Below are 19,886 nucleotides of genomic sequence, written 5' to 3'. Positions count from 1 at the left end.
ATTACCCATTACCCATTACCCATTACCCATTACCCATTACCCATTATCGGCAGGATTTAATTGGGGTTGAGAAGAGGTTTTCTTATCCCCGATTTTTGCGCCTTCCAAGAGTTCAATCAGCAATAAATCCATCTCCTCAAACGTATAATTTTTCTGGAGTTCCGCTTGTAACTTCAGGCGGAAATTTTCCCCCAAACGCTCTTTCAATTGCTGTTCGAGCATATCGGGTGCTTGAGTTTGTCCCTTCAGATAAGATTTGCGGGGATTAACGGTTAGTGATTGAATAATTTGTTGTACCAATTTTTCCGCAATTTGATCGGGAAATCGGCGCACACCCGGAATTTTTTGTACTCGCTGATATAAACCTGACTTTTGTAGGGTTTTATCCACTTCGTAGCGTAAGAATGCTTCTAGATCGGGTGAAATTTCCGGCAGCACATTACAAGCCGTTACCTCCCAAACTCGTCCCGTAATACTGCCAAAACTGCGCTGTTTTTGTGCCCCATTGTCTACCGTAATTTCTTCATCGCTACTCCCATCAACACTAGCATCACGAGGGCTTTTAATAAAAGCTTTCTGAATTAACCCATCACTAATTTTACCTTGCAGTTGTCCAATCCCTCGATTGACCACTACCTGAGCTAATTCTTGACCAAAGCTGGCAATAAAATTTAATCCTAAATATTTTTGTACCGGCTCCAAGTCAATTAAATCGGATTCGTTAAAGCGAATAATTAAGGGAATTACGCGCAAGCCAGGAACCCAGGGTTGCAGCAAAAGCAAATCATAGGAACGGCTACCGATCGCAATTCCCAAACTGATGTCTTTTTCCCGATAAATTCGGCACAAAACCTTAACAATAAAATCGATCCAGTAAATCAATAAAAAGGGAAAATCGAGCAGGATAAACCGATTGGCAAATGCTCCCGTTACATCCAAGTGACGATAGTACATGGACTCAACCGGAAAAAAGAGTTCATTATTCATAAACTCAAAGGACTCACGCCAAGTATCTTCCTGGAAATTCTCCAGAGACCAAAATTGATCAAAAGCTTCCTTAGAGGATAAATCTGCCCATAGCAACTCTGGCGCAATAAACTGGACAACCCTAGGATCGCGAAACCAATTGAGCCGAGATTGAATTGTTTCCCGGTTGGCTTGCGTGTCTTCGCTGTAGATATAATTTTTCATGACGGATTTAATTTGATTAACTTTTCCCGATTTGTTAATCGAATTAATCGCATATTGTTCATCAATCATTTGATACGTTAAATCTCTTAAGACCTCTAACTGTGGCTCAACCAAGGGTGAGCCTGGGCCTTCAAATTCTAAAATAGCTTTTAATTGAGCCACTTCTCGTACATACTCTTGACCGCCTCGATCTGGCTCAATGCCTTTAATAATGTCATAATCGAGAACGGGTTCATAAAGCACCATTAAGGGGCGAATTTCGATATTAAACTCTGTCCAATGGCTTTCCCAACCCCGACTGGCAATAAAATCACGACTCCAATATTGGGCGATCGCCGCATTTAAATCCGTTAAGCCGGTACTCTCGATAATCCTTTGCTGAATCTGATTTAAGTGACTATCTTTGCCCAATAGCCGAAACGGGGGATTCTCGACTAACAGATCTAGACTTTGGGCTTGTACCTGGGAGAGTAAAGACTGAACCCCGGAAGACTCTAAACCCTGACTGCCGATCGCCCGATTTAATCGCTCCACTAAGGTGACATACTCTTCTTGAGGGATGTCTTTCCATTGGAAAACCTTCCAATTAATCCATAAATGCTGATTGCGAGATCGCACATAGGTGACATCAAACAAAACTAAGCCCACATTGAGCAAAATAATTAGGGCGATCGCTCGTTCGTACCACAGGCGTAAAGGACGTAAAGACCGGCGCATACTCATTCCAAGTTTCCCTCTAGTGATAAAATGACAACAGATTTAGGGGCGGGTATTTTCTGCCAAAACTCAAGGTGGAGCCTCCCCTAAAACTCCACAATACGTGAGTGTCCTCTATTTCCCGATACCCTTGGATTCATGGTAGATTCTGCCCAAACAACCCCATCCGATTTTCCCAGTTGGCCCGATTTACTGCAACAACTGATGGATAAACAGTCCCTCTCTCGGTTTCAAGCAGTGAAGCTGATGCAGGGATGGCTCAATGAAGAAATTCCCCCCGTCCTCTCTGGAGCCATTTTAACCGCCATTCAAGCCAAGGGAGTCGCCTCCACAGAACTAGCCGGGATGGCGCAAGTGCTGCAAGCGCAAGCGGCAAGTCCTTCGCAAGCGCTCCTACACACGGAGCCGGTAATCGATACCTGTGGCACAGGAGGCGATGGTGCATCTACCTTCAATATCTCCACCGCAGTGGCGTTTGTTGCCGCCGCAGCCGGGGTAAAAGTGGCAAAACACGGAAATCGGTCAGCGTCGAGTAAAGTGGGTTCGGCGGATGTTTTGGAGTCCCTGGGCGTGAACCTGAAAGCGCCCCCTGATGCCATTTCTGCCGCCTTGGGTGAGGTGGGGATTACGTTCTTGTTTGCTCCCGGTTGGCATCCGGCAATGAAGGCGGTTGTGCCGATTCGCAAAACCTTGAAAATGCGGACAGTATTTAATTTATTGGGGCCGTTGGTGAATCCCCTTAAACCCACCGGGCAAGTGATGGGGGTTTATGAGGGTGAGTTAGTGCCTATTGTGGCTCAAGCGATGCAGCAACTCGGTGTTCAGCGAGCGATCGTTTTACATGGAAGAGAAGGGTTAGATGAAGCAGGATTAGGCGATATAACTGACTTGGGAATTGTTGAGAAAGATAGGACAGCATCCATCGAAGTTAATCCTGGAAACTTAGGACTTTCTCCTGCGCCGATCTCGGAATTACGGGGCGGTGAAATTGAGGAAAATACAACTATCTTGCGTAATGTTCTCCAAGGAAAGGGAACCCGCGCCCAGCAAGAAGTGGTAGCGCTCAATGCTTCCTTTGCCCTACAAGTGGGTGAAGCGACTCCTTGGGGACGGCATCGTGAAGGAATTGAGAAAGCCTTGGAAATCCTCAATAGTGGTGCAGCCTGGGATAAATTGCAAGAGTTGGTAAACTTCCTCAAAGAGGCTTAATTGGCGATCGCTTTTCTAGGGGCGGGTTGACGGTAATTGTGGAAAAAAAAGTCGTCAATCTGCTAACTCTGGATAATGCCCAGGTTTCGCAATCATGAGGACTTCTAGCCTAAAATAGGCGTAACAATTTCTGTAATCTCATGATCATTACTCCAACCCAACTGTCTCTAGAAGAATTTCTGCAACTGCCTGAAACTAAACCGAGCAGTGAATATATTGATGGACAGATTTACACCAAACCGATGCCAAAAGGAAGACACAGTGCCATTCAAACCAGTTTAGTCACTGCCATTAATCAAGTGGGAACTCCTGGACAAATCGCCCGCGCCTTTACGGAATTACGCTGTACGTTTGCTAGACGTTCCCTGGTTCCGGATATTAGTGTCTTTGCGTGGCCAAGAATTCCCTTAAATCCTCAAGGGGAAATTGAGGATTTGTTTACCTTAGCGCCGGATTGGACGATTGAAATTCTCTCGCCAGAACAACCGTCCACACGGGTAATCGATAAAATTCTCTTTTGTTTAGATGAGGGCACAGAACTGGGTTGGTTAATCGATCCTCAAGAGCGGTTAGTGATGTCTTTTTCTCCAGGACAACAACCCCGAATTTATCGAAGTGATACGGTGCTTCCCTGTCTAGAAATTTTGCCCGATTTCCAGAGTTCTCCACAAACCATTTTCAGTTATTTAACTTTGAATTAGTTGATAGCAGGTGTAACATGGCATCAACTAGGCGATCGCGCTCCATGGGCATAATGTCCTTACCTTGAAGCATCTCCTGCACAATCACATAGTGTACCAATGCCCCGATCCAAATGCGGGCAGTGGCTTCGGGATCGGGTAAATTCAGCTCCTCAAAACTGGATAATTGGCGCGTTAGGGTTTCGATTCCCGGTTTGGCTAAATGCAGGGCAAAGGTTTGGGCTAACTCCGGAAAGCGCCCAGACTCGGCAATCATCAGCCGGATAAAAGCTTGATAGTCGCTGTCGTGGATCAAATTATCGAGCATCGTATTCGCCATGTTTTCTAGGACTTCCCGTAAGTTATGGGTGGGGAGCTGCTCAGGAGAGATAAATAAACGAGCAAATTTCTGTTGCGCTAACTGTTGCACCAGGGCTGAAAATAATCCCTGTTTGTCCCCGAAATGACTGTATACCGTGGCTTTCGAGACTCCCGCCGTTGCTGCTACCCGATCCATGCTCGTGCCTGCATAGCCATGGGTTAAAAATTCTTGCATGGCTCCGTTGAGAATCTGCTCGGCTTTGTCTGATAAGGGTTGGGCTTGGGTGGAGTCGGTGGACATGATGGCAATTTACTCCAAATTGGGGGTCTAAGACTTGATTATACTACTCCGTTTAGTCTATACTAAATTCAAGACCAATTAAACTAAACCGTTTAATCTAGGAGTTAGGATCGTGGTACGAGCAGAAATGGGAACAGAATGGACAAAATCTCGGAAATTCGCTCTGTTGACAACTACCCTTCTGGCAGTTGGGAGCATCGCTGGGTATGCCTTAGTCTCGCAAAAATCGTTTCTATCCCAACCCGAACCGCCTCCCGTGGTGCAAGTGCCAGAAATCAAAACCGTAACGGCTGTCGGTTGGCTCGAACCCAAGGGTGAAGTAATCCAACTTTGGGCATCTGAAGCCGCCCAAAACAGCCGAGTTGCCGAACTGCTGGTAGAAGAAGGAGACTGGGTGAATGTTGGGGATGCGATCGCCATTTTAGATAGTCGCGATCGCCTGCAAGCCGCCCTAGACAGAGCCAAAGCCCAAGTAGCAGTCGCCGAAGCAGGGCTTGCTCAAGTCAAAGCCGGAGCCAAAACCGGCGATATTAGCGCCGCATCTGCCCGGTTTAGCCGCACCCAAGCGGAACTCGAAGGACAAATCAGTACCCAACGGGCGGCGATCGCCACCTTAGAAGCCCAACTCCAAGGCGAAAAACAAGCCCAACAAGCCACCCTCAACCGCATCAGCGCCGAACTCAAAGACGCTCAAACCAACTGCCAGCGCTACCAAAGCCTACACGCCGATGGAGCCGTATCCGCCCAAGATCGCGATAGTGTCTGCCTCCAAGCCGACACCACCCAACAACGACTCCAAGAAGCACAAGCCAACCTCAACCGCATCATCACCAGTCGCACAGAACAAATCAACGAAGCGCAAGCCAACCTCAACCGCACCATCAACACCGTAGAACGGCAAATCGAAGAATCCCAAGCCAGTCTCCAAGCCATTTCCGAAGTCCGTCCCGTAGACATCCAACTCGCCCAAGCCGAACTCAGCAGCGCCCAAGCCGCCGTTCGCCAAGCCCAAGCCGACTTAGAACTCGCCTATGTCAACGCGCCTCAAGCAGGGCGAGTCATTGAAATTCACACCCATCCTGGCGAGGCGATCGATCCCCAAGGCATCGTCGAACTCGGACATACCCAAGAAATGAGAGTCATTGCCGAAGTTTACGATAGCGACGTAGTAAAAATTCGCCCCGGACAAACCGTTAACGTCACCAGTGACGCACTGCCTCAAACTCTACAAGGAAGAGTAGAAAAAATCGGCTTAAAAGTAAAGCAACAAAGCGCCCTAGAAATCGACCCCACTAAAAATGTCGATGCCAGAGTTGTTGAAGTAGAAATTGCTTTAGATCCCGCGTCTAGTGAGTTAGCCGCAGGATTAAGCAATTTACAAGTTCTCGTTGAAATTGAACTGTAATATAGCGTTTTTAAATGAGTTTCAACCGTGTGCCCTCATCCCCCTACCCCCTTCTCCCGTGGGAGAAGGGGGAAAGTCCCTCTCCCGTGGGAGAGGGATTTAGGGAGAGGGCAAGATCTGGACAATTAACCAATCAATTCAAACCAAAATGCTCCGTTTCCTCGGTTGTCCCTCATTCCCCTACCCCCTTCTCCCACAGGCGCTGCCCTGAGCGAAGTCGAAGGGAGAAGGGGAAAGTCCCTCTCCCGTGGGAGAGGGATTTAGGGAGAGGGCAAGATCTGAACAATTTACCAATTAATTCAAACCAAAATGCTCCGTTTCCTCAAAAACCTAACTCGCCGAACTCCCCTCGGATTTCTCCAACTCAGCCATGATAAAACGCGCCTGTTAATCGCCATTTCAGGTATTGCCTTTGCCGATCTCTTGATTTTCATGCAATTGGGATTTCAGGCAGCACTTTATAACAGTAATACCCGGCTACATAATGCCTTAGATGCAGATATTGTCCTGATTAGTCCCCAAGCCAAAAATTTAATTGATTTAAGGACAATTACCCGTCGCAGATTATATCAGGCAATGGATGTTCCTGGGGTAGCAGATGCCCAACCCCTTTATGTCAATATTGCCGACTGGAAAATTCCCGGAAGTGGACGGGCAACCAAAATTTTAGTGTTAGGATTTAATCCCGATCGCCCCCCCTTCAAGATTACCGGTTTAGATCGATACAACTCCCTCATTAAATTACCGGATACCGTTGTTTTTGACCAAGCGGCGCGAGGCAACTATGGCTATGCCATTGACCGGGTTTTAGCCGGTGAAACAGCTAAAACAGAGGTAGAAAATCATAAAATTCAGATTGCTGGACTGTATGAAATTGGTGCATCCTTTGCGGCTGATGGTACGATTATGACCAGCGATCGCAATTTTCTCCGCATCTTTTCCAATCGTCGGGATGCGGGAGGAGTCAATGCCGGTTTAGTTTATTTAGAACCTGGAGCCGATCCGCAAACGGTTGCCAATCTCCTGAAAAGCCGCTTACCGGAAGATGTACAGGTGTTAACCCATGAGGAATTTATCGCCTTTGAAAAAGAGTATTGGTCAACCAATACCGCCATTGGCTTTGTGTTTCGCGTAGGAGCAGTAATGGGCTTTTTAGTGGGCTTAATTATTGTCTATCAAGTGTTATCTACAGATGTGGCCGATCACTTGGGAGAATATGCTACATTTAAGGCCATGGGGTATCAACAAACCTACTTATTAGGCATCGTCTTTGAAGAGGCGATAATTTTAGCTGTAGTGGGCTTTTTCCCCGGTTTAGCCGTTTCCATGGGCTTGTACCGCCTCACCCGTCAGGCGACCAATTTACCCATGTATATGACCCTTTCGAGAGCATTATTAGTCCTGATTTTAACGATTGTCATGTGCAATTTATCGGGAGCGATCGCCACCCGGAGACTACAAGCAGCCGATCCGGCGGATTTGTTTTAGTGTGACGATGGAATGGGGGAATGGGGGAATAGGGAGAATGGGGAGAATGGGGAGGAGTGCGAGCATCTTGCTCGCTTGTTACCAATTACCCAATTACCAATTACCCAATTACCAATTACCCAATTACCAATTACCCAATTACTAATTACCCAATTACCAATTACCCAATTACTAATTACCCAATTACTAATTACCCATTACCCATTACCCATTACAAATTACCCATTACAAATTACCCAATTCCCAATTCCCAATCCCCCATTACCCATTACAAATTACCCAATTACCCATTACAAATTCCCAATCCCCCATTACCCATTACCAATTCCCCATTACCCATTACCCAATTACCCATTACCAATTCCCAATCCCCCATTACCCATTACCAATTCCCCATTACCCATTACCCATTACCCATTACCCATTACCCATTACCCATTACCCATTAAAAATATTATGTCTAAATCTTCTGTAATTACCATTAACCATCTTGACCATTATTTTGGTAAAGGTCATCTACGAAAACAAATCTTATTTGATATTCAGCTAGACATTAATGCCGGTGAAATTATCATTATGACCGGGCCTTCTGGATCGGGAAAAACCACCCTATTAACTTTAGTGGGAGGATTGCGATCGGTGCAGTCGGGTAGTGTGGAAGTGCTGGGCGAAGAATTTTGTGGCGCTTCTGCCCGTAAACTGACGAGAGCAAGACGCAAACATGGCTATATTTTCCAAGCTCATAATTTGCATAAAAGTTTAACGGCGCTGCAAAATGTGCAAATGGGGTTAGAAGTGCATGGAAAATGGTCTAGTCGAGAAATGCGAAAGCGATCGGCTGCGATGTTAGAGCGGGTAGGATTAGGGGAGCATTTAAACTATTATACCGATAATTTATCTGGGGGACAAAAGCAACGGGTGGCGATCGCCCGCGCTCTAGTTAGCCATCCTCCCCTAGTGCTTGCCGATGAACCCACTGCCGCTCTAGATAGCCAGTCTGGACGTGCTGTAGTGGAGATCATGCAGAGTTTAGCCCAGGAACAACACTGTACCATTTTGATGGTCACTCACGATAACCGCATTTTAGATGTAGCCGATCGCATTATTCACATGGAAGATGGACGCTTGTCAGATAGCGATCGAACCAGTATATTAGAAACGGGTTAATAGGTAATGGAAGCTTTTATAGCAGTTAGCATTAGTCTAGTTACATAAAGCTAATTCAATAAGATTATGAAAACACAAACGCTCTCGAATCTAGCAACACTATACGATCGAGATTATCAACTTTGGCTAGAAACAACCCTACAACAACTGCGCTCCGGAAATTTTGCTCAGGTTGATTGGCAAAATGTATTGGATGAACTCGAAAGCATGGCTAAAAGGAATAGGAGAGCTGTTAAAAGTCTGTTAACCCGACTTTGGGAACACCTACTCAAGCTCCGTTACTGGGAATCAGAACGAGAGTATAACGCCAATAAATGGAAAGCTGAAATCACTACATTTCGGCAACAGATTCGAGATGAATTACTCGATAGTCCCAGTCTCAAATCATACTTGCCTGAAATTTTTCCAGAAACCTACCAAGATGCTAAAAGTGTAATATCCCGTTTAATGGATATATCTATCTCTTCTTTCCCAGAACTTCCTCCTGCATCGTTAGAAGAGGTTTTAGAAGACGATTTCTTTTTTGATTAGTTTGTCCAAAGAAGTTTTTACCAGTTCAGGAACATTAAAAGTTGAAAGAATTTGACCAACCTATCTCTCAAGAAAAACTAAATATCCTAGCTAAAACCCGCTCTAATCCCTTTGCTTGGCGCGGCCAGTTTTCCCCTCAGCTTATTGAAGCGATACTAAATGCCTATTGCTTACCGAATTCGATTATTCTCGATCCTTTTGCCGGTAGCGGAACAGTTCTACTAGAAACCGCTATGTTTCACTGTGAAGCTTACGGGTTTGAAATTAATCCAGCCGCTTACCTTCTGAGTAAAACGTATGAATTTATTAATATAGAGAACAGAACGGAGTTAATAAAAAATATCAGAAAGATAATCGATCTAGAATTTCCATTTAGAATATTCGCGCATCATGAAATTGATAATTTAGAGGTGAGGTTAACAGGGATTAGAAGTGAACTAGACAAAGAAACACTGAAAATATTTGATGCCCTAATCATTTTGTTAGATATTGCTAACCATAAAGTAACTCATGATTTTATCCAATCCAAATGTAATTATTTAGCCCATGTAATCGAAAAACTACCTTACTCCGATCGAGAAATCCATATGGGTTTATCCGATGCTCGCTCTCTTCCGATCGCCGATAAATCTATTGATTTTGTCATCACTTCTCCACCATATATAAACGTCTTTAATTATCATCAAAACTACCGAAAGTCAACTGAAATTTTAGGATGGAATTTATTAAATATCGCTAAGTCAGAAATTGGTTCAAATAGAGCGAACAGAAGGAACAGATTCTACACCGTGGTTCAATATTGTCTCGATATTGCTGATACCCTAAGAGAGGTTTCTAGAGTTACCAAAATTCAGGCTCGAATTGTGTTTATTGTCGGATATCAATCCAATGTTCTTGGTGTACCTTTTTACAATGCTGACATCATTGAAGAAATTGCCGTAAGATCAAAACTATTTCACCAAGTTTTAAGGCAAAAAAGAGAGTTTAAAAATAAATTTGGAAAACTCATCAGAGAAGATATTATGAATTTTTACAATTTCAATTCTAAAATTAGTCAGAAAACTCTTGAAGGAGTTGCTAGAGAAGTTGCCTATGAAATATTAAAGAATAGTCTCCCTTTGGTGTCCTGCGAAAACACAAGATTACTTGAAGAGGCTATCGATCAAGTCAATCAGATTGGCAGAACACCAACTTTAGATCCCCAAAAATTATGTTTACTCGCCCGATCAAAAGATTTGAGACCCAATCACTCACCTTCAATCTATGCCTGAATTTTCTCGACCTCATTATACTAAGTTAACTGCTTGTCTGTATAACCGTCGCTTACCTGAGTCAGATCGAGAACGGTTAGAAGAAGCCATCAGACAGTATTATCAATGGATATCGGCAATGGAATCTATTGAAAGGGGTCAATCGGATGTAGTAGAAAGATTAGTGGAAGTGACGAATCGATATAAGCGCTTTATCGAGCTAGATTTAATCTTTGATAGCTCAGAAAATTTTTTATATCGACAAAAAGGACAGCTAAAACTCGATAACACCATTCTAGAAGAGTTTTTGCCACAAGTTATTTTCCGAAGTTTGCGGGAAATTGATGATTCTTTTGAGTTAGGGCCAAGGAGGTGAACCGAGTATGAGGACTAAAGATCAAGATTTTATTTTGGGAAAGAAGTTATACTTGAAATCATCATTTAATTCAAATTTTGAAGATTATAAATTACTGGAGTCCTATCTCGGATATGTTTGTGCAGAATGTAAAACCAATCTCGATAAAACGATGTTTCAGGAGGCCGTAGCTACCAGTCGAGACTTAAAAATCGCAGTTCCTGGCTCGCTATATTTTCTAGTTTGCGAGTTTTTAGACATGACTCCAGTTTCTATTCTTTCCACTCAGATTGATGATGTTTTGATTGTCCGTAAGACCAAGCGTATGTCTTCAGCGATTCGTCAAGAATACCGAACTCCAGCAGAACGGCAAATTCATAGACAGGAATATGTGGACTTTTTGGATGCATCTCAATACTATGCTGATGTGTTTCAAAGAATGATCGATAAAATTCAAGCTCTGATCGATCAAACTAAACCCTCTATCGAGAATGTTCTCAATCAAGGTCATTTTTAATATGGCCACTGGGGTGACCGATAATTTGGATATTTGGGGTAGGAGAGATAGAAAGGTAATAGGGCTGGAGAGGTTCGATCAGATCTGTAAATGATGGGGCTAAAGATGGTAATTTTGCCTCTCTTTAGAGTTCAAACTGGTTTTGGCTTGATAGCTAGGCGATCGGCTTGCGCTTAAACACCACCAATGTAATATCATCATACATCGTGCGGGAGCCGATATAAGATAGCACATCTTCAATCAGGCGATCGCGAACCTCTTCGGCTGACCCCTGCCACACCTGAGTAATGCGATCGCAAAATCGATCCAATCCATAATGCTTACCCTCTTCATTTTCCGCTTCCGTAATCCCATCCGTATATAAAATACCGCCATCTCCTGGATTTAACTGCACCAAAATCGAATCAAAAAACGCCGATACATCCTCTTGTAACCCTAAAGGAATCCCCAAATCAATTGTATCAATGCGCTCTATTATTCCATTCGCACGCACAATCAAAAACTCCTCATGTTGACCGCTTAACCTCAGCTTGCCGTCCGCATAATCTAAAATACCTAAAGTTAAATTTTTCTCCGATTCCATCCGTTGTACATTATGATAAATCGTGCGATTCAAAATATCTAAAAAGCGCTCAGGATCGGTTTCTTGAGTTTCTAATAACGTCCGGACTGCCGTTTGCACCATAATCGACAACACCCCACTTTCCAACCCATGACCCGTCACATCACCAATGGCAATTTTTACCCCCCGATCGTGAAGTAACACATCATAATAATCCCCACCTACCTCCGTAGCAGGTTCCATAAATCCCGCTATTTCTAATTCTGGAATAGCAGCCAACTCTTCAATTTTGGGCAGCAAAATTTTCTGCAACTTTCGAGTCACTTCCAACTCAGAACTCATGCGTACATTGTCTTCTTGCAGTTTCTGATTAAGGGCCAAAATCTCCGCATTCGCTTGCGCTAAGTCGGCTTCCGTTTTCTTCCGTTGCGTAATATCTCGAAACGTGCCCACATAAAAAGTTCGATGTTCCCCTAAATTCGCCTTAGTTACAGTTGCTTCTACCGGAAACTCCTCCCCATTAGAGCGCAACCCTAACACCTCATGTCTTCCCGGTTTAACCAGCTCTCGAATTATCGTTAACTGGTCAGCTAGGGGAGAATCAGGAATAACAATTAACTGATGTATGGATAATCCCATTAATTCCGAGAAGGGATAACCGAAAATCTTTTCTGCACTGGGATTAGCTTTAGTGATTTCTAAATTATCTAGAGTAAACGTTAAGATCCCATCGCTGGCAGTATTAAACACCGCCTGAGTTTTACTCACCGCTTCCTCTAGAGCCGCCATCACTTGATTATAACGGTGGGCAATTTGTCCCACTTCCGTAAACGGTTCCACCGGTACGCGCAGAGATAGATCTTGATTATTCGCCTGATCTTGCATGACTTGAAATAGATCGTGGATTTCCGTTTTCGCCTGATGCTCAGAAATATTCAGACCCACTTTTTCATCAGCCAAAGAAACCCGTAAAGAAATCAACCGATTGAGGCTCCACAAAATTCCATAGGTCAGACAAAATGCCCAAACTCCAGCAACAATAATTCCTAACAGTTGTACGCCAAATTGTTCCCGAACTGTTAACCCCGTTCCCAGAATTTCGGGATCGCCAAACCAGGCAACGGCCAAGGTTCCCCAAACGCCTGCTCCTCCGTGAACCGCTATGGCATCAACGGCATCATCAATTTTTAAATCTTCCAACATTTGAGCAACAATCATCATGATTGCTGCTCCAACCATGCCAATCATCACTGCTTCTAAGGTGGTGACTGCATGACAAGAGGCCGTCACAGCAACCAATCCAGCCAAAGAGCCATTCATTAGGGCTTCAACCTGGGGAATTTTGCGCCGATACCAACCAATGGCTGCACCGGTGAGCATTCCCGACGATCCGGCCATCAGGGTATTGACCATAATTCCCGGTACTTGGTCATTGAGGCTTAAGGTGCTGCCCCCATTAAATCCTAACCATCCGAACCATAACAGTAGAGTTCCCAGGACAGCCAGTTGCATATTAGAGCCATGAATTTTGCGGGGGTGTCCGGAATATCGAAAGCGTCCTGCACGGGGCCCCACGACTAACAGGGTTGCCAAAGATACCCAAGCGCCAATACTATGAACCACGGTGGAGCCAGCAAAATCGACAAAGCCCAGATTCCCTAACCAACCGTATGCTTCTCCTAGGTTGAGACCATTCCAGGCCCAACAGCCAAAGAGGGGATAAATGAGGCCAGAAACGAGACCGGCAACCACCAAATAGGAAAGAAATTTCATCCGTTCTGCGACTGCACCAGAGACGATGGTGGTGGAGGTGCTGCAAAACATGGTTTGAAAGAGAAAGAAGGTGGCGAGGGAGGGGGTGCTAATATTAATAAAAAAGTTACTGGTTCCCAACCATCCGCTCGGATTTTCTCCAAACATCAGGGCATATCCGATCGCCCAAAACAGGCTCACCGAGATTCCAAAGTCAGCTATATTTTTAACCGCAACGTTGATGCTATTTTTGGAACGGGTGAGGCCGGATTCTAGACACATGAATCCGGGTTGCATCAAAAAGACAAGCCCGGAACAGACCAAAACCCAAAGAATATCAGTCAGATTCATAAAGCAGGGGGATCGGCGATCGCCCCAAGGTGAGCAATAGAAACCGAGGGCCGTTTCGTTTTTGCTTTCGCTGCACGCCACGAAAGGCCTCTACTCCTAGCAAAGGACTTTCCCGTTGATGGTCTAATCCTCAATATCATGGAATAGATCCATTTTGCGTCTACCATAAGGCTTAACCTTCAACATTATACAATGGAAATTACCCTTCTCAGGTCTGGCAGGCATTACTATGTCTATGTTTTTTCATGAAGAATTACATCGTACAGCAGTCGTTATGAAACGCCTGAAAGACTTTCCGATCGCCATTTGTGGTGCGGGTGCTTTGGGGGGAAACCTGACGGAAAATTTGGCCAGAACGGGACTGACTCAGATCAAGGTGATTGACGGCGATCGCATTGAAGAGCGTAATCTCTCCACCCAACCCTATTATCAATCGGATGTGGGCGCTTATAAAGTTAAAATCCTCACCAATACCCTCTATCGCGCTCTGGGCATCAGTTTGCAGAGTATCAATCAACGGTTAACTGACGACACCGTTCATAAATTCCTCAAAGGTTCCTCATTAGTCATTGATACCTTTGACAACAGTCCCAGTCGCCAAAGCGTCAAAGACTATTGCACAACCCACCAAATCCCCTGTCTACATATTGGATTAGCCTCAGACTATGGGGAAATTATTTGGAACGATCGCTATCGCGTCCCTTCTCCTGTTAATGATGATATCTGTGATTATCCCCTCGCCCGCAATTTGGTCTTACTCACGGTTGCGGTAGCCTCGGAAGCGATTTTGAGGTTTATTACCGAGCAAAAACAGGATAGCTATACGATTACGTTTGCTGATTTTTCCATCAAACTGATGGAGTAAGTTTTGGAATTTTAACTCTAGCGAGCGAGACGCTCGCTAGAGTTAAAAACCAGTCAGGTGGGCATTGCCCACCCTACTTAGATTTATAGGACTTCAAACGAATGCACTTCTAAAACGGGGCCAATCATCGCTAGGGTCATCACATCTTCGCGAATGGTTCCTTCAACCTGAACCTGAAGTCCCGATTGTTTGATTTCATCCGGAGCGTCTTTGAGTTCATAGGTTACATCCTCAGCGACTAAGGCCCAAGTTCCTGGGCCTAGGGGTTTATGTTCAATTACCCCATTGACAGTTAAACTCATGCGGTTTTTCCTTCTCCAGTGACGGCTAAACGAGCAAGGGCGAAACACAAGAGGGCGTTAACGACTAGGAACAGTTGAGCGGGCCAACCTGAACCTAACCAGAGCATTTCTGGGTCAGTAACGGCGCTGATGCCGAGGAAACTGGCAAATCCTAAGCTTGTGCCGATCGCCAACCATTTTCCAGAGGGATGTCCCAACAGAGCGATCGCTAAGATTAGGGGAATCAAAACACTGGCGAAAATGGGGTTGAGTAGGGGACTGCCGCTAATGATATTACCCCATTCGGCGATCGAGCTGCCCATCATCCGGAAGGGCCATTGGGGGACATCAAAGAAGTATAAGCCTCGCAGGAAGAATAAACCCGTACTTCCAGCGACTAAACCCATATTTAACGAACCACTCCAGGCAAAGGGGAAATAGTTCCGCAGCAACCAAGCGAGGAGATAGGAACCGAGTACCATGGCAATTTTGGGCATTAAGGCGATCGCCCCACCATCGATCCAGAAGCGAGGATTCAGATAGCCATTATCGCGCAACCACCGGAAAAAGTCTTTGAATGTAATTTGACCTTTCAGGGCCAGTTTAACGGCTGCTCCGGCATCCAATTGACCCGCACCAAAATGATTCAGGGGGTCTTCTTCCACACTGCGAGACGATTCTTTGAGGATTTTTAGTACATCTTCGGGGTCTTCTACGCCTACTGATTTAATTAAAGCCGCAACGCCGGCCACATGGGGCGCAGCCATGCTAGTTCCCTGATAGCCTTCAAAGACGGCTTTTCCAGTTTGGGGATCGATGGTGTTTTGCAGAATTTTACCGGCTTCTGAACCTCCGGGGGCTGACAGGTCTACCCCAGCGCCAAAGTTAGAATAGGGAGCCTTCGCGCCAGAGGGATCGAGGGCAGAAATCCCGATCGCATGGGGATAACGAGCGGGATAGCTTGCAGCATTCTGATTAGAATTTCCGGCTGCTGCCACAACGACAACACCTTTGTTATAGGCATAATCGATCGCCTCTTTGAGTAGACTACTTTCCCCTGCTCCCCCCAAACTGAGGTTAATCACATCTGCTTCATGATCGGCAGCAAATTTAATCGCTTCGGCAATATCGGCCACCGTGCCGCCCCCACTTGCGCCTAGGACTTTCAGGGGCATTAATTTAGCTTCGTAGGCGATCCCGGCTACCCCATAGTCATTATTGGTCGATTGGGCAATGGTTCCCGCTACATGGGTTCCATGACCGGCATCATCCTTGGCTTCGATGCGATCGTTGACGAAATCATAGCCCTGGGCAAACTTCGTGTCTTTGAGATCCGGGACTTGCGTGATTCCCGTATCAATCACGGCCACCGTCACCCCCTGGCCTTTGGTGTCATCCCAAGCGGATTCCATATTGATGCTGCGGAGGTTCCACTGCTTGGCATAATCGGGATCGTTGGGGATCTCAGTGGCTTGATAAATATAATTGGGTTCAATAGTTTCGGTATAATTTTTTAGATCTGTAGCTTGCAGTTGCTCTAACAAGAGGCGATCGCCCTCAACCACATAAACATGATCGTCGAGAGAAAATTCGCTGTTGAGCTGGGGACTTATGCCATACTCTTGATTGAGAGTTTGCACCCATTCAGGAATTTGATTAGCCCGCTCTTCGCGAAAATCCAGGATAATCGATTGATAGGTTCCTTGAGTCGCCAATCCTTCAGAGTTGAAAAGGGCAAACCCTAATGTAAAAATAAATAAGCACAGGAGGAGAAATTTTTTCATTGCTGACAGAATCGAGATTCGGTGGTCAAAGATACTTAGGAGTAGAAGTTAAGTGATAGCTCTTACAACCATAACTCATCCCCTTGGGGATTTGGGGGCAATGTGGCCGAATCTTTAACGATTCTTTTCAGATCGGCAATGGCGGGAAAATGGTTTCCATCTCCAGAAATCACTAACGAGAAAGATTATGGAACGAGGTTTACTCTGGTTGCCCTTACTGGCCGTATTTATTGGATTAACCTGGGCCGGGTGGAGAGAATACCGCAAATTACAGGTGTATGAAGATTGGGCCAAAGACTTTGAGCGCTATAAATATGATATTTATGCGGCTTTGGGACAAAAAGGCGATCGCCTAACTTGGGGTCAACCCACGGTTTCTGGGGTGATTAATGCTCAAACCTTAGCTCTAAGCGACCTCGAAAGCTTGCAACTGTGGGTCGATGGAGAACAGGTCAGGGATGAGCCACCCCAAGGAAAAATGGTAACGTTAGCCTTACAGTTGAAAGGAGAAAAGGAACCTGTGACAATTCCTTTCACAGATGCACGATTGGCCAGGGAATGGGGGAACTATTTAACTCAGGAGTGGTTGCAGCAGCACCAGGAGGTTGAAGAGTCTTCTGGGTAGAGGGTAAAAGCCCCTTATCTCCATGCTCTAGAAGTTTATAAACTATATCTAAACCCCTTACTCCCCACTCCCCACTCCCCCACTCCCCCATTCCCCCAATGACCCTTATTCAACCGATTTCTAAACAGGAATTAATCGAACGACGCAAACAACTCCGCCAAAGACAACGGTTGAAGGTAGTGCAAACCCTGTGGCAAACCGTCGCTGTTGGGGCGATCGCCTATGGGGGAGGATGGCTACTTGTCCAACCTAACTGGGCGATCCGCGATCCTGAACAAGTGGTGATTACGGGCAATAAATTGGTCACTACCCAAGCCTTGCGGGAGATTTTACCGATCCATTATCCTCAATTGGTCTTTCGACTCGAACCCCATGAAATTGCCCAAACCTTAGAAGAAAATGGCCCCGTGGCCCAAGCGCGAGTCACTCGTCAGTTGTTTCCCCTGCGATTAAATATTGAAGTGAGTGAGCGGTTTCCGGTGGCGATCGCCATGACCTCTCGACAGAGTAAAACGGTGGGTTTAATTGATGAACAAGGAATTTGGATGCCCTTGGAAAACTACACCCAGTTGACCGATTTTCCCCTTCCCAGCCTGAAAATTATTGGCCAACTCACCCATTATCAATCCTATTGGCCCGAAATCTATAGGGTTCTCAAGGAATCTCCCGTTGAAATCACCAAACTCAACTGGGAAGACCCTAAAAACTTGATCCTCACCACAGAATTAGGCCAAGTGCATCTGGGCACGTATACTCCCAACTTTGCTCAACAAGTACAAGTCCTCGATCAATTGCGACAACTTCCTCAGCAGCTCGATCCTAGGGACATGAATTATATTGATTTGAGCAATCCAGATGCGCCATCGATTGAGATGAAGTCTTCATCAACCCCATTCAACCCTTCTCAAAATTGAGACAACTCTGACTGATGAGGAGAATAATCGGTAAATTTAGGTAAGACTTAACGTTTTTTCAGGGGAAGTCTGATAAACTTCTGGTAACGATTCCCCCTTGACTCGATTAGAGAACCTGAAGCTGAATATCTAAACCAATGAGTAAAAGCTATGATAAGCTTCATCGGTGGTATGGTGAATCGGCCAAGTCCCTGGCTGGGCCAAGTTTGTGGGTATAAGGATTGAGCGCTAGGGCCCATTTGTGCCGACCTGAGTCGCGATGTCAATCCTTAACCATCTTGATACTATACATTCATTGATATTTATTGTGTAAAGCAACTGCCCATGACACCTCCCAATCAGAAGCTGGGGAATGTCCCCCTCAACTCGAATCGCGATAGTCAATCCAATGCTTCGACGGCTGTGGATTCAGGTAATCCGTTCAAAAATGCTGGAGTTTCTTCTTCTAATTTCAAAGGGCATCAACAGATGGTAAGTGATGAGGATCAACTACAAAATATTACACCCAGTAGTGTGGCCAAAATTAAGGTGATTGGTGTCGGGGGTGGCGGTGGTAATGCGGTCAACCGCATGGTGATTAATGAAGTGTCAGGGGTTGAGTTTTGGTCAATCAATACGGATGCCCAGGCCTTGGTCAGTTCAGCCGCCATGAATCGACTGCAAATTGGGCAGAAGCTCACCCGTGGCTTGGGAGCTGGGGGAAATCCGGCGATCGGACAAAAGGCCGCAGAAGAGTCCCGCGATGAACTGGCGGCGGCTCTGGAAGGCTCGGATTTGGTGTTTATTACGTCTGGAATGGGAGGCGGTACGGGTACAGGAGCCTCGGCAGTGGTGGCAGAAGTGGCCAAAGAGGTGGGGGCGCTGACTGTGGGCGTGGTGACTCGGCCGTTTATGTTTGAAGGTCGGCGGCGCATGAGTCAGGCGGAACAGGGGATCGAAGCCCTGAAAAGTCGGGTGGATACGTTGATTATTATCCCCAATGATAAGTTGTTGTCGGTGATTTCTGAACAAACGCCGATGCAGGAAGCGTTTACGGTGGCTGATGATATTCTGCGTCAAGGGGTACAAGGTATTGCGGATATTATTACGGTTCCGGGATTGGTGAATGTGGATTTTGCTGATGTGCGGGCGGTGATGGCGGATGCGGGATCGGCGCTGATGGGTATTGGTGGCGGTTCTGGGAAGTCGAGAGCGCGGGAGGCGGCGATCGCCGCTATTTCGTCGCCGTTGCTGGAGTCTTCCATTGATGGCGCTAAAGGGGTGGTGCTGAATATTACGGGCGGTAGCGATCTGACCCTCTTTGAGGTGAATGCGGCGGCTGAGGTGATTTACGAGGCGGTCGATCCCAATGCCAATATTATCTTTGGTGCGGTGATTGATGAGAAACTGCAAGGGGAAATCAGGATTACGGTGATTGCGACGGGCTTTACGGGGGAAAGCTCCTCATCGGCAACTGTACAACAGCAGCGATCGAATACGAATACCTATCAAGCGCCCTTTACCCCTGCTCCGGCTCCGGCTCCTTCTCCGAGTCCTTCTCCCATGAGTCCTCAACCTAAAGGGTTGGATATTCCTGATTTCCTCCAACGTCGTCGTCCCCCTAGAAACTAGAAGGAGGAG

16 protein-coding genes and 1 pseudogene are annotated in these 19,886 nt (G+C 45.8%); 12 read left to right on the top strand and 5 right to left on the bottom strand.

Going from position 1 to position 19,886, the window contains the following annotated elements; all coding sequences use genetic code 11:
• Positions 1–36: 36 nt before the first annotated feature.
• Positions 37–1,914, bottom strand: a complete 1,878-nt coding sequence (locus tag PJF56_RS21280) for a hypothetical protein (RefSeq protein WP_283764729.1) — start codon at positions 1,912–1,914, stop codon at positions 37–39.
• Positions 1,915–2,046: 132 nt separating this feature from the next.
• Between PJF56_RS21280 and trpD the strand changes: the two genes are divergently transcribed.
• Both trpD and PJF56_RS21270 read left to right on the top strand, forming a co-directional pair.
• A complete protein-coding gene (trpD, locus tag PJF56_RS21275) occupies positions 2,047–3,117 on the top strand; it encodes an anthranilate phosphoribosyltransferase (RefSeq protein ID WP_283764728.1) in 1,071 nt (356 codons plus the stop codon).
• A gap of 140 nt (positions 3,118–3,257) precedes the next feature.
• Entirely contained in the window at positions 3,258–3,818 is a 561-nt protein-coding gene (locus tag PJF56_RS21270; RefSeq protein ID WP_283764727.1) for a Uma2 family endonuclease, read from the top strand.
• Here PJF56_RS21270 and PJF56_RS21265 read toward each other — a convergent pair.
• Entirely contained in the window at positions 3,796–4,419 is a 624-nt protein-coding gene (locus tag PJF56_RS21265; protein ID WP_283764726.1) for a TetR/AcrR family transcriptional regulator, read from the bottom strand. The genes PJF56_RS21270 and PJF56_RS21265 overlap by 23 nt on opposite strands.
• Before the next feature lie 112 nt (positions 4,420–4,531).
• On the opposite strand from PJF56_RS21265, the gene PJF56_RS21260 reads away from it, so the two are divergent.
• The 6 genes and pseudogenes from PJF56_RS21260 (at position 4,532) to PJF56_RS21235 (ending at position 11,132) form a co-directional block, all read left to right on the top strand.
• A complete protein-coding gene (locus tag PJF56_RS21260) occupies positions 4,532–5,824 on the top strand; it encodes an HlyD family efflux transporter periplasmic adaptor subunit (protein ID WP_283764725.1) in 1,293 nt (430 codons plus the stop codon).
• Between the two features lie 309 nt (positions 5,825–6,133).
• The gene (gene devC, locus PJF56_RS21255; protein WP_283764724.1) at positions 6,134–7,312 is read left to right on the top strand and encodes an ABC transporter permease DevC; all 1,179 of its coding nucleotides are present in this window, start codon (positions 6,134–6,136) and stop codon (positions 7,310–7,312) included.
• A 456-nt stretch (positions 7,313–7,768) separates the two neighbouring features.
• Positions 7,769–8,479, top strand: coding sequence for a DevA family ABC transporter ATP-binding protein (locus tag PJF56_RS21250; protein ID WP_283764723.1), 711 nt, complete (start codon positions 7,769–7,771; stop codon positions 8,477–8,479).
• A gap of 66 nt (positions 8,480–8,545) precedes the next feature.
• Complete coding sequence (locus PJF56_RS21245; protein WP_283764722.1) at positions 8,546–9,010, top strand: DUF29 domain-containing protein; 465 nt, start codon at positions 8,546–8,548, stop codon at positions 9,008–9,010.
• Between the two features lie 41 nt (positions 9,011–9,051).
• Positions 9,052–10,281: a DNA methyltransferase gene (locus PJF56_RS21240; RefSeq protein WP_283764721.1), complete on the top strand. Its 1,230-nt coding sequence runs from the start codon at positions 9,052–9,054 to the stop codon at positions 10,279–10,281.
• Positions 10,274–11,132 (top strand): annotated as a pseudogene (locus tag PJF56_RS21235) (Bpu10I family restriction endonuclease). Before PJF56_RS21240 ends, PJF56_RS21235 begins: the two are co-directional and overlap by 8 nt.
• A 154-nt stretch (positions 11,133–11,286) precedes the next feature.
• Here the strand turns inward: PJF56_RS21235 and amt are convergent.
• Positions 11,287–13,797 (bottom strand): ammonium transporter, encoded by a 2,511-nt coding sequence (gene amt, locus PJF56_RS21230; protein ID WP_430540902.1) that lies wholly within the window; start codon positions 13,795–13,797, stop codon positions 11,287–11,289.
• A gap of 229 nt (positions 13,798–14,026) precedes the next feature.
• Here amt and PJF56_RS21225 point away from each other — a divergent pair, with 229 nt between their 5' ends.
• Complete coding sequence (locus PJF56_RS21225) at positions 14,027–14,662, top strand: ThiF family adenylyltransferase (RefSeq protein ID WP_283764719.1); 636 nt, start codon at positions 14,027–14,029, stop codon at positions 14,660–14,662.
• 83 nt (positions 14,663–14,745) lie between these two features.
• Here PJF56_RS21225 and PJF56_RS21220 read toward each other — a convergent pair whose 3' ends face one another.
• Together PJF56_RS21220 and PJF56_RS21215 are read right to left on the bottom strand one after the other, a co-directional pair.
• A complete protein-coding gene (locus tag PJF56_RS21220) occupies positions 14,746–14,964 on the bottom strand; it encodes a hypothetical protein (RefSeq protein WP_283764718.1) in 219 nt (72 codons plus the stop codon).
• Positions 14,961–16,727 carry a S8 family peptidase gene (locus PJF56_RS21215; RefSeq protein WP_283764717.1) on the bottom strand — a complete coding sequence of 589 codons (1,767 nt, stop codon included), beginning with the start codon at positions 16,725–16,727 and terminating at the stop codon, positions 14,961–14,963. The genes PJF56_RS21220 and PJF56_RS21215 overlap by 4 nt, the downstream gene beginning before the upstream one ends.
• A 187-nt stretch (positions 16,728–16,914) precedes the next feature.
• On the opposite strand from PJF56_RS21215, the gene PJF56_RS21210 reads away from it, so the two are divergent.
• The 3 genes from PJF56_RS21210 to ftsZ all read left to right on the top strand — a co-directional run bounded on the left by PJF56_RS21210 (position 16,915) and on the right by ftsZ (position 19,877).
• Positions 16,915–17,352: a hypothetical protein gene (locus PJF56_RS21210; RefSeq protein WP_283764716.1), complete on the top strand. Its 438-nt coding sequence runs from the start codon at positions 16,915–16,917 to the stop codon at positions 17,350–17,352.
• Between the two features lie 98 nt (positions 17,353–17,450).
• Entirely contained in the window at positions 17,451–18,266 is an 816-nt protein-coding gene (locus PJF56_RS21205; protein WP_283764715.1) for a cell division protein FtsQ/DivIB, read from the top strand.
• A 324-nt stretch (positions 18,267–18,590) separates the two neighbouring features.
• On the top strand, positions 18,591–19,877 hold the full coding sequence (gene ftsZ, locus PJF56_RS21200) for a cell division protein FtsZ (protein WP_283764714.1): 1,287 nt from the start codon (positions 18,591–18,593) through the stop codon (positions 19,875–19,877).
• The last annotated feature ends 9 nt before the right edge of the window (positions 19,878–19,886 follow it).

The sequence above is a fragment of the Roseofilum halophilum BLCC-M91 genome (assembly GCF_030068445.1).
GTDB lineage: Bacteria > Cyanobacteriota > Cyanobacteriia > Cyanobacteriales > Desertifilaceae > Roseofilum > Roseofilum halophilum.
This window is presented reverse-complemented; position numbering and strand designations above follow the sequence as displayed.

Bases quoted from the DNA above. Each gene is read 5' to 3' on its own strand.
- PJF56_RS21280 (WP_283764729.1), bottom strand. From the start codon at position 1,914: ATGAGTATGCGCCGGTCTTTACGTCCTTTACGCCTGTGGTACGAACGA.
- trpD (WP_283764728.1), top strand. From the start codon at position 2,047: ATGGTAGATTCTGCCCAAACAACCCCATCCGATTTTCCCAGTTGGCCC.
- PJF56_RS21270 (WP_283764727.1), top strand. From the start codon at position 3,258: ATGATCATTACTCCAACCCAACTGTCTCTAGAAGAATTTCTGCAACTG.
- PJF56_RS21265 (WP_283764726.1), bottom strand. From the start codon at position 4,419: ATGTCCACCGACTCCACCCAAGCCCAACCCTTATCAGACAAAGCCGAG.
- devC (WP_283764724.1), top strand. From the start codon at position 6,134: ATGCTCCGTTTCCTCAAAAACCTAACTCGCCGAACTCCCCTCGGATTT.
- PJF56_RS21250 (WP_283764723.1), top strand. From the start codon at position 7,769: ATGTCTAAATCTTCTGTAATTACCATTAACCATCTTGACCATTATTTT.
- PJF56_RS21245 (WP_283764722.1), top strand. From the start codon at position 8,546: ATGAAAACACAAACGCTCTCGAATCTAGCAACACTATACGATCGAGAT.
- amt (WP_430540902.1), bottom strand. From the start codon at position 13,797: ATGAATCTGACTGATATTCTTTGGGTTTTGGTCTGTTCCGGGCTTGTC.
- PJF56_RS21225 (WP_283764719.1), top strand. From the start codon at position 14,027: ATGTCTATGTTTTTTCATGAAGAATTACATCGTACAGCAGTCGTTATG.
- PJF56_RS21220 (WP_283764718.1), bottom strand. From the start codon at position 14,964: ATGAGTTTAACTGTCAATGGGGTAATTGAACATAAACCCCTAGGCCCA.
- PJF56_RS21215 (WP_283764717.1), bottom strand. From the start codon at position 16,727: ATGAAAAAATTTCTCCTCCTGTGCTTATTTATTTTTACATTAGGGTTT.
- PJF56_RS21210 (WP_283764716.1), top strand. From the start codon at position 16,915: ATGGAACGAGGTTTACTCTGGTTGCCCTTACTGGCCGTATTTATTGGA.
- PJF56_RS21205 (WP_283764715.1), top strand. From the start codon at position 17,451: ATGACCCTTATTCAACCGATTTCTAAACAGGAATTAATCGAACGACGC.
- ftsZ (WP_283764714.1), top strand. From the start codon at position 18,591: ATGACACCTCCCAATCAGAAGCTGGGGAATGTCCCCCTCAACTCGAAT.